This is a genomic window from Mesorhizobium sp. (assembly GCF_024509055.1).
Classification (GTDB): Bacteria; Pseudomonadota; Alphaproteobacteria; order Rhizobiales; family Rhizobiaceae; genus Mesorhizobium.
Genome location: NZ_JANINM010000530.1, coordinates 1 through 9415, shown reverse-complemented (window position 1 = coordinate 9415; position 9415 = coordinate 1). Strand labels below are relative to the sequence as shown.

7 protein-coding genes and 1 pseudogene are annotated in these 9415 nt (G+C 64.0%); 5 read left to right on the top strand and 3 right to left on the bottom strand.

Annotation, left to right across the window (positions count from 1 at the left end):
- The 5 genes and pseudogenes from Q0L57_RS31750 to Q0L57_RS31730 form a co-directional block, all read left to right on the top strand.
- Nucleotides 1–336, top strand: a pseudogene (locus Q0L57_RS31750) (succinoglycan biosynthesis protein exoa); the annotation flags it as partial.
- A complete protein-coding gene (locus Q0L57_RS31745) occupies nt 336–1274 on the top strand; it encodes a glycosyltransferase family 2 protein (RefSeq protein ID WP_296747045.1) in 939 nt (312 codons plus the stop codon). The pseudogene Q0L57_RS31750 and the gene Q0L57_RS31745, both read left to right, overlap by 1 nt.
- Nucleotides 1264–2214 (top strand): glycosyltransferase family 2 protein, encoded by a 951-nt coding sequence (locus tag Q0L57_RS31740; RefSeq protein WP_296747044.1) that lies wholly within the window; start codon nt 1264–1266, stop codon nt 2212–2214. The genes Q0L57_RS31745 and Q0L57_RS31740 overlap by 11 nt, the downstream gene beginning before the upstream one ends.
- 75 nt (nt 2215–2289) lie before the next feature.
- Complete coding sequence (galU, locus tag Q0L57_RS31735; protein ID WP_296747043.1) at nt 2290–3186, top strand: UTP--glucose-1-phosphate uridylyltransferase GalU; 897 nt, start codon at nt 2290–2292, stop codon at nt 3184–3186.
- 167 nt (nt 3187–3353) lie between these two features.
- On the top strand, nt 3354–5735 hold the full coding sequence (locus Q0L57_RS31730; protein WP_296747042.1) for a polysaccharide biosynthesis tyrosine autokinase: 2382 nt from the start codon (nt 3354–3356) through the stop codon (nt 5733–5735).
- 46 nt (nt 5736–5781) lie between these two features.
- Here the strand turns inward: Q0L57_RS31730 and Q0L57_RS31725 are convergent, their stop codons facing one another.
- The 3 genes from Q0L57_RS31725 to Q0L57_RS31715 all read right to left on the bottom strand — a co-directional run.
- A complete protein-coding gene (locus Q0L57_RS31725) occupies nt 5782–6537 on the bottom strand; it encodes a metallophosphoesterase family protein (RefSeq protein WP_296747041.1) in 756 nt (251 codons plus the stop codon).
- 171 nt (nt 6538–6708) lie between these two features.
- A complete protein-coding gene (locus Q0L57_RS31720) occupies nt 6709–7788 on the bottom strand; it encodes an acyltransferase (protein ID WP_296747040.1) in 1080 nt (359 codons plus the stop codon).
- A 121-nt stretch (nt 7789–7909) separates the two neighbouring features.
- Nucleotides 7910–9415 (bottom strand): AMP-binding protein (locus tag Q0L57_RS31715; protein ID WP_296747039.1); only part of this gene is annotated, 1506 nt, incomplete at its 5' end.

Here is a 9415-nt window from a genome sequence, read left to right as displayed (position 1 = left end):
CTGAAGAGCCTCTATTTCCAGTATCTCGGCTACGGCCGCGGCCGCGCCAAGAACGTGCTGAAGCACCGCATGGTGCCGAAGGTGCGGCAGATGATCCCGCTTCTGGTGGCGCCCGTCGTGTTGCTGGCCCTCTTCTCGTTCATCCACTGGCTGGCGGCGGTGCCGTTCCTGCTGTGGGCGGCTGTGTGCCTCGGCTACGGCGCAGCCACGGCTATCCGCCAGCACAATCCGGCCCTTGCGCTGGCCGGCGTGTCAGCGATGGTCATGCATTTCGGCTGGTCGGTAGGCTTCTGGCAGCAACTGCTGATGCCCCAATCGCGACGCGGGGTGGCGTGATGGCTGGCCGCTCGATTGACATCTGCATCTGCACCTTCCGCCGGCCCGAGCTTGCCGACACGCTGCGCTCCGTCGCGGCGTTGGACAAGCTCGAAGGCTTCGATATCGGCGTCGTTATCGCCGACAATGACGACAAGCCGACGGCCGAACCGCTGGTGCGGAAACTGGCGGACGAACTGAAGCTGCGCGTCACCTATCGCCACGCGCCGGCGCGCAACATCTCGATCGCCCGCAACGCCTGCCTCGATGCCAGCACGGCCGGGTTCGTTGCTTTCATCGACGACGACGAGACCGCTTCGCCCGGCTGGCTTATCGAGCTCGTGGCCATGGCTGACGCCACCGGCGCCGCCTCCGTGCTCGGGCCGGTCAGGGCGCACTACCATCCGGACGCACCGGCCTGGATGCGCAAGGGCGATTTCCATTCGACCTTGCCTGTCTGGGTGCGAGGTGAAATCCGCACCGGCTACACGTGCAACGTCCTGCTCAAGATGTCCGACGCAAGCCTGCGCAACCGTCGTTTCAGCCTGGCGCGCGGCCAGACCGGCGGCGAGGACACCGAATTCTTCGACAACATGGTCAAGGCCGGCGGGCGCATCGCCTTTGCGCCGGACGCCTTTGTCGACGAGGTCGTGCCGCGCGCCAGGGCTGGCTTCGATTGGCTGCGCCGCCGCCGCTTCCGCTTCGGGCAGACGCATGGCCACCTCATCGGACGCGACAAGGGCGGCATTCGCCGCGCCGGCCAGGTTGGCCTCGCTTCGGCGAAGGCGGCCTACTGCTTCGGCATGGCGGTCTTGACGGCGATCAGCCCGGTGCGGCGGAACCGCAGCACCCTGCGCGGCATTATGCATGTTGGTGTCGTCAGCGGTTTGGTCGGTGTCCGCGAAATCCGCCAGTACGGCCTCACCTCGCCAGAACAAGGGGACAAGCGTGCAGCCTGACGTCAGCTTCGTCATTGCAGCCTACAACGCCGAGTCGACCCTCGACCGGGCGATCTCAAGTGCGATCGCGCAGCGCGATGTCACCGTCGAGATCATCGTCGTCGACGACCGCTCCCGTGACCGCACCCTCGAAGTGGCGCATTCCTATCCGAAGGACCTCGTGAAAGTGGTCGCGCTTCCCGATAACCGTGGTCCGGGCGGCGCCAGGAATGCCGGCCTCGACCTGGCGCGCGGCCGCTGGGTGGCTGTGCTCGATTCCGACGACGCCGTCCTTCCCGATCGGCTGGCGGCGATGATCGCCCGGGCGGAAAAGGCGGGCGCCGAGATCGCCGTCGACAATGTCCAGGTCGTGCGCGAGGATGGCACGCCCGAGGACACCATGTTCCCGGCAGAATACATCGAAACGCTCGGCGAAATCACGCTTGCCGACTACATCGCCGGCAATCTGGTCTTCGAATCGCGCTTCAACCTCGGCTATCTGAAGCCGATCTTCCAGCGTCGCTTCCTCGACGAAAACCGGCTTCGCTACGACGAGAAGCTGCGCATCGGCGAAGACTATATCCTTTTGGCAAGCGCGCTGGCCAAGGGCGGCCGCTGCGTCGTCGAGCCGACGACCGGCTACATCTACCACATCCGTACCGGCTCGATTTCACGCGTGCTCGAATTGCACCATGTCGAAGCGATGGCGAGCGCCGATGCCGCCTTCGCTGCGACGCATACGATGGATGACAGGGCCATGGCCGCCTTCGCCAGGCGCCGTCGCAGCCTGCGCAAGGCGGCTTCGTTCCTGTCTCTGGTCCAGCACATCAAGGCCCGTGCTCCGCTGAAGGCGATAGGCACGGCACTCAGGGATCCGGCCGCGGTTAGGCATATGTCGATGCCGATCGCTGTCCGGCTGCGAAGGGTTGCGGCACAGTTTGCCGTGGGGGCGGGGAGATGAAGCGTGCAGGCCGATGGAAGTGATTTTTCATAGCCAGCTCTAGGTGGAAATCGATCTTCTCAGAAGGAATACCAGATGCAGAAAGTCAGGAAGGCAGTCATACCGGTGGCGGGACTCGGAACGCGGTTCCTGCCGGCGACCAAGTCGATGCCGAAGGAAATGCTTCCCGTCGTCGACAAGCCTGTCGTGCAATATGCGGTGGACGAGGCTTTCGAGGCCGGCATCGAGCACATCGTCTTCGTCACCGGCCGCAACAAGGCGGTCATCGAAGACTATTTCGACCTGCACCCTGAACTGATCGGCACGCTGGAACAGACCGGCAAGAAGGCGCAGTTGCAGTCGCTGGAAAGCCTGCTCCCGGTGGCCGGCGCCACCAGCTTCATCCGTCAGCAATCGCCGCACGGTCTCGGCCATGCGGTGTGGTGCGCGCGCGAAGTGATCGGCAACGAACCTTTCGCGCTGCTCCTTCCCGACATGGTGTCCTTCGGCGCGCCCGGCTGTCTCGCCGAGACGGTCGATCTCTATCAGCGGACCGGTGGCAACGTCATCGCCGTGGAGCGCTGCGATCCCTCCGAGACCGGCAAATACGGCATCGTCGGCCGCGGTGATGAGATAAGCTCCGGCTTCGAGGTGACGGCCATGGTCGAAAAGCCGGCCCCCGCCGACGCGCCATCGAACTACTACATCAACGGCCGCTATATCCTGCAGCCGGAGATCTTCGCGCTGCTCGGCAACCAGTCGCGCGGCGCCGGCAACGAAATCCAGCTCACCGATGCGATGGTCCGTCTCGCCAAGAGCCAGCCATTCTATGCCCAGCCCTTCAACGGCCGCATGTTCGACTGCGGTTCCAAGGAAGGCTTCATCGAGGCCACCATCGCCTTCGCCCTGGCGCGTGACGACATGAAAGGGCCTGTCCTTGAAATGCTTCGGGAGTTCGTGCGGTCGCATGAGCGCCGGGAAGTAGCCGCATAATGCCCATCTTTTGGGTGCATATGCATAACCGCGATGGCGCGACAGCCTCGCTTGCGCTTGGCCATTCAGGCCAGGCGCTCCTTGGCACCAATGTCGCGTGGTCTTTTCTGGTAACGACGCCGATCTTCCAAGGCCGTTAGCGCCTGCAACCTGGAATTGGACCGAAGATGAACTATGCCAGCTTCCCCCTCGACAAGAGGATGCCATTGCCCAGCACCGAATCCGAAAAGGGGGAAGACTTCATCGATGTCGAGCGTCTGCTTGGCATGGCCGCACGGCAGGCCAAGGTGGTGGCGGTCTGCGCCATCATCGGCGTGTTTCTTGGTGTGATCTATCTGCAGACGACGCCGAAACAATACACGTCGTTCAGCAGCGTGCTTATCGATGAGGGCCTGAACAAGGTCGTGGACGACATCTCGGCCGCCAATGTGACGGTGCAAACGGACGCCACGATCCTCAGCCAGATCGAAATTCTGACATCGGCGCGACTGGCGTCGGTGGTGGTCGACAAGCTGAAGCTCGACCAGAATGACGACTTCATGAACCCGCCCCAATCCGCCCTCGCCAAGGGCGTCGGACTGCTGCGAGGCGTGATCACCTATTTCCGCGGCTCCAGCGCGGATGACATACCCGGCATCCAGAATGTCGACGCCGCGACGCGCGAAGCGATGATCGCCACCGCGCGCCATGACTATGCGGTCCTCAAGCTGCAGACCGACCTGCAGGCGGCGCGCTCCGGCCGCAGCAACGTGATCAACCTCGGTTATCAGTCGACGAACCCGGCTCTCGCCACAGCCATCACCAAGACTTACGCCGAAGCCTATCTCGCCGATCAGCTCAATGCCAGTTTCGACGCCACCGAACGCGCTGCCGTCTGGCTGCAGGGCAGGCTGACCGAGCTTCGTCAGAGCTCGCAGACGGCCGCCATGGAGGTCGAGAAATTCAGGGCCGAGCATGGCCTGTCGGCCAACAGTGACGGCCAGTTGATGAGCGGCAAGCAGTTGGCCGATCTCAACGCCCAGCTCATCATCGCTCAGGCCGACACGGCTCGCGCCAGCGCGCGCTATCAGCAGTACAAGGCGATCGTCGACAGCGGCTCGGAGAACGCGTTCAACGATTCCGCCATTGCCGCTGACCAGCCTAGCAGTTCGGTCGTCATCGGGCTCAAGACCCGTTACCTTGCCATCTCCAAGCGTCTGCAGGATGTCGTGGCGAGCTATGGCAAGGACCATCCCCAGGCTGTGGCGCTCGCCAAGGAAAAGGCTGATGTATCGGCGCAGATCTTCGGACAGCTGAAACAGATCACCGAAAGCTATCGCAACGACTTCCAGGTGGCGCAGGCGCGCGAAAGCAAGCTCAGGCAGCAGATCGCGGCCGCGGCCGGCCAGAGCTCGGTCGACAATGAGTCGCAAGTCAAGCTGAGAGAACTGGACCAACAGGCGCAGGCGCTCGCCACCCTCTACCAGACCTTCCTCAGCCGCTACCAGGAAGCCTCGCAGCAGCAAACCTTCCCGGTCGGCAAGGTCCGCATCATATCGGATGCCACGATGCCGCTCACGGCATCGAGCCCGCGCACCTTGCGCGTGGTGGCATTGTCGCTGGTGCTTGGCCTTATGCTCGGCGCCGGATTTGGCGGCCTGAACGAGTTCAACGAACGTTTCTTCCGCACGGGCGAGGATGTTCGCGATCGCGTCGGACTGAAATTCCTCGGCTATCTGCCGGTGATCGGCGGCGGCAAGGCGAGGGATACCAAACCCGATGATCTGCCCGCGGACAGCAAGGTCACCAGCCTTTCGGCCGCCGAGAAACGGGCGCGCATGCGAGCGAGCATCGATGCGCCGGCCTCGATGTTCGCCGAGACGCTCCGCAACGCCAAGATCGCCTTCGACGTGGTGATGGAAGGCCAGGGAAGCCGGGTGATCGGCGTCATCTCGGTGCTGCCGGGCGAAGGCAAGTCGACAGTCGCGGCAAACCTTGCCGGGCTGCTGGCCGCCAATGGCGCCAAGACGCTGCTGATCGACGGCGACCTTCGCAACCCCGGCCTCAGCCGCAGCCTCGGCATGGAAGCCGACGAAGGATTGATGGAGGCGGTGGTCAACGGGCAGACATGGCAATCGGTCGGCAAGGTCGACCGCCAGACCAAGCTTGCCATCATCCCCGCCGTGCTGCGCGGCCAGTTCTCGCATACCAGCGAACTTCTGGGATCGGCCGGCATGCGGCGCTTCATCGAGAACGCCAAGGAGACGTTCGAGTACATCATCGTCGACTTGCCGCCGCTTGGACCCGTGGTTGACGCCAAGGCTTTCGCGCCGCTTGTCGACGGCTTTGTGCTCGTCGCCGAATGGGGCCGCACGCCGCGCGCGATGGTGCGTTCGACGCTCGAGTCGGAACCCTACATCGCCAACAAAGTCGTCGGCGCCGTGCTCAACAAGGTCAATCTGAAGAAGCTCGCGAAATACGGCTCGCTCGGCGGCTCGGAGAAATTCTTCGACCGCTACTCGAGCTATTATCTGGAGAAGTCGGAGACGCGCGCCAGGCAGGCCGCTTGAGGCGCGTGTCGGAGCTGTTCAAGGCATCATAGGCGGCTCGGCCCCTTTACCGGAGCGCTGAGTCGACTCGATCGCCGGTCGAAAGCAGCCGGCCATATTTGCCGACGATCCTGACTGCGGTCAGCCGACCGGTCCGGAATGCGCCGGTGTCGATATCGAGCCGGCGTCCGTCGCGTTGCGGAGCGTCGACGATAGTGTGCCCGTGCACCACCCATCTGTCGAGGCGGTGCGACGCCTCGAAGAATTCCTCCCGGATATTGAGGAGATCGGCCTCGTCCTGCGCCTCGAGCGCGATGCCAGGCCTGATGCCGGCATGGACGAAGACGAATTTTTCGGAACAGACCATCACCGGCAGCGTGCGCAGGAAGTCGACATGGCTGGCTGGAATGGCCGAACGGATGCGCATGTCCACCTCGTCGTTCGAACCGTAGAGGCTCTTGAGCCGCGCCGGATCGACACCATAGGAAAACAGCGTCTCCAGGCCGCCAACGCGGAGCCACGGCTCGCGCGACAAATGACCGTCAAGGTAGCTCAGCATCGCCACCTCATGATTCCCCGCAAGGCAGACCCGAAGGAAGCCCTTGGGCGCCGGGGCCATGAGGTGCTCGATCACGCGGCGAGACTGCGGTCCGCGGTCGACATAATCGCCGAGCATGATTATGACCTTGCGGCCGCGGAACTGCAGCGCGTCGAGCTGGATCTTCTGCTCCAGCGCACGCAGTTCGTCATAGCACCCGTGCACGTCGCCGATCGCATAGACCACGCTGTCCCGCATATCCATCACCAGCCGCTCGCGCGGCATGGTTCTTGGTCGTCTTGATCGCTGGAACAGGCTCACAGATTAGGGACTCGATGCTCGCGCAAGGGTTCGTCACAGGTTGCACGGGCTCGATATCACGTGGAATGCAAACAATTCCACACCGGCGACGGTACGCGCCTGGAACTGTGACTGCCGCGTGGGCAGGCTGGACGATCAGGCGGCCTTCAGCCGGTAGCGGAAAAGCGTGTGGTCGAGCAGCAGTCGGATGCGCGGCTCGGCCTCGCCGGCGATCAGCCAGCTTGCCGCGATCATGCTCGTCCCGACGGCCGCCATCGCGGCGAGGTAGGGGACACCTGCATCGACCAGGGCGCCGAGCACGGCCGCCCCGACGACGTCGTGGATCAGATAGAGCGGATAGGTCATCAGCCCGATCCTGCGCCAGCCTCGCCAGGAAAGATCGAGGCGCAACGACAGCGCCATGAGCACGACCGCCGAAAGGAAGACGATGATTGGTGGTGCGTAGGGCATGGCCGCTCCGACCTTGATGCTATGCACGTCGACAGAGCTGACGATCTGCAGCATGCCGCCGGCCAGGAACAGTGCGCTGAAGCCCAGGCGCGGCATCGTCATCGCCTTGAAGCGCATCAGCCAGATGAGCACCCCAAGCGCGAAGAACGCGCCGTGATGCACCAGTGCGAGCTGGAGCCAGCGCGTCTCGGCGAGGTCGGACCAGTCGAAGACAAAACAGGCGCTCCAGAACATCGTGCTGACGAGCCCGATCACTATGGCGACCGCTTCCATCAGATCGAAGCGGCCGAGACGCAACAGCGTCCAGACGACGGCGTAGAAGGCGATCTCGATGCCGAGCGTCCAGTAGACGCTGTCCACCCACGGCTCGAACGGCACGAACAGCGCGGTGCGCACGAGCCGCATCACCGCGTCCGTTGGCCAGGAGAGGTCGACGAGCAACAGCACGATCGCGGTGACGGGCGCGCAGACCCACACCGCGGGCACCAGCCTCCTGACGCGCGATTCGAAGAATCGGAGCGGCGTCGATCTCTCGGCGCTGAAGGCGATGACGAATCCGCTGATGACGAAAAACACCTGCACGCCAACCCAGCCGGAGCCGGCAAAAGCCATTTCAGGGTGGGGTGGGATGCCGCCCGTCGCGCGGGCCGAAATGCCGTCGGGAAAGGCCCACACCCAGAAGCCGTAGTGATAGAACATCACCATGACGGCTGCTAGAAAACGAAGAATGTCGACGCCGCCGAACGTCGTTTTGTGCTGAGCCATGCCGTCCCTTCGGTATGGCCCCCCACGCGAAGCTTAAGGGCTGTTGCTGCATCGCACAACAAGCGATTGCACCGCGGGATAAGTTTACGGCGTTTGGGCGCGCCGGCCCGACGACGTCCACCTAAACCCCGATGCCCCGGCTCTTCAGCGCCGCCGTGATCTCGTCGAGTATGGCCGGGTCGTCGATCGTCGCGGGCATCGACCATTCTTCCTTGTCGGCGATCTTCTGCATCGTGCCGCGCAGGATCTTGCCGGACCGCGTCTTCGGAAGCCGCTTGATCGTCACAACGGTCTTGAAGGCGGCGACCGGGCCGATGCGCTCGCGCACCAGCCCCACCACCTCGCTCTCGATCGCGCCGGTGTCGCGCGCGACGCCCGCGTTGAGCACGACAAAGCCGAGGGGCACCTGGCCCTTCATCGCGTCGGCGATGCCGATGACGGCGCATTCGGCGACGTCCGGGTGGGCGGCCAGCACCTCTTCCATGGCGCCGGTCGACAACCGGTGGCCGGCGACATTGATGATGTCGTCGGTGCGGGCCATGACATAGAGGTACCCGTCCTCGTCCATCATGCCGGCGTCCGCCGTCTTGTAGTAACCCGGAAACTCATCGAGATAGGCTTGGCGGAAACGGGCGTCGGCATTCCACAGCGTCGGCAGGCAGCCCGCCGGCAACGGCAGCTTGACCACGACGTTTCCGAGGGTGCCGCGCGGCACCTCATGCCCAGCATCGTCGAGCACGCGGATGTCGTAGCCCGGCATCGGCACGCCGGGCGAGCCGTATTTCACCGGCAGGAGCCCGAGTCCCGCCGGGTTGATGGTCATCGGCGAGCCGGTCTCTGTCTGCCACCAATGATCGACCACCGGCACGTTGAGCTTCTGCTCGGCCCATTTGATGGTTTCGGGATCGGCGCGCTCGCCGGCGAGGAAAAGGGTGCGGAATTTCGACAGGTCGTATTTCGGCACGAACTCGCCCTTGGGGTCCTGCCCCTTGATGGCGCGGAAGGCGGTCGGCGCCGTGAACAGCGCCACAACGCCATGGTCGGAGATCACCCGCCAATAGGTGCCGGCGTCGGGTGTGCCGATCGGCTTTCCCTCGAAGAGCACGCTGGTGCAGCCATGCAGAAGCGGCCCGTAGACGATGTAGGAATGGCCGACCACCCAGCCCACGTCGGAGGCAGCCCAGAACACCTCGCCGGGCTTCACGCCGAACTCGTTGTCCATCGTCCATTTCAGCGCGACCATATGGCCGCCATTGTCGCGCACGATGCCTTTCGGCTGACCGGTCGTGCCTGAGGTGTAGATGATATAGAGCGGATCGGTGGCCAGAACCGGGACGCAGTCGACATTGGCGCCGGCCGCGCGTTCGCGCGCCACGGCGTCGGCATAATCAATGTCGTAATTGTCCTTCATCTCGCAGCGCAGCTGCTCGCGCTGGAGGATCAGGCAGGCATCGGGCTTATGCCTCGACATCTCGATCGCCTTGTCGAGCAGCGGCTTGTAGGCGACGACGCGGCCGGGCTCGAGCCCGCAGGAAGCGGTGACGATCAGCTTCGGCTTGGCGTCGTCGATGCGGGTGGCGAGCTCGTGCGAGGCGAAGCCGCCGAACACCACCGAATGCACGGCGCC

What these genes read in the sequence shown, in the direction of transcription:
- Q0L57_RS31730 (WP_296747042.1), top strand. Translation starts at nt 3,354, where the DNA reads ATGAACTATGCCAGCTTCCCCCTCGACAAGAGGATGCCATTGCCCAGC.
- Q0L57_RS31745 (WP_296747045.1), top strand. Translation starts at nt 336, where the DNA reads ATGGCTGGCCGCTCGATTGACATCTGCATCTGCACCTTCCGCCGGCCC.
- Q0L57_RS31725 (WP_296747041.1), bottom strand. Translation starts at nt 6,537, where the DNA reads ATGCCGCGCGAGCGGCTGGTGATGGATATGCGGGACAGCGTGGTCTAT.
- galU (WP_296747043.1), top strand. Translation starts at nt 2,290, where the DNA reads ATGCAGAAAGTCAGGAAGGCAGTCATACCGGTGGCGGGACTCGGAACG.
- Q0L57_RS31720 (WP_296747040.1), bottom strand. Translation starts at nt 7,788, where the DNA reads ATGGCTCAGCACAAAACGACGTTCGGCGGCGTCGACATTCTTCGTTTT.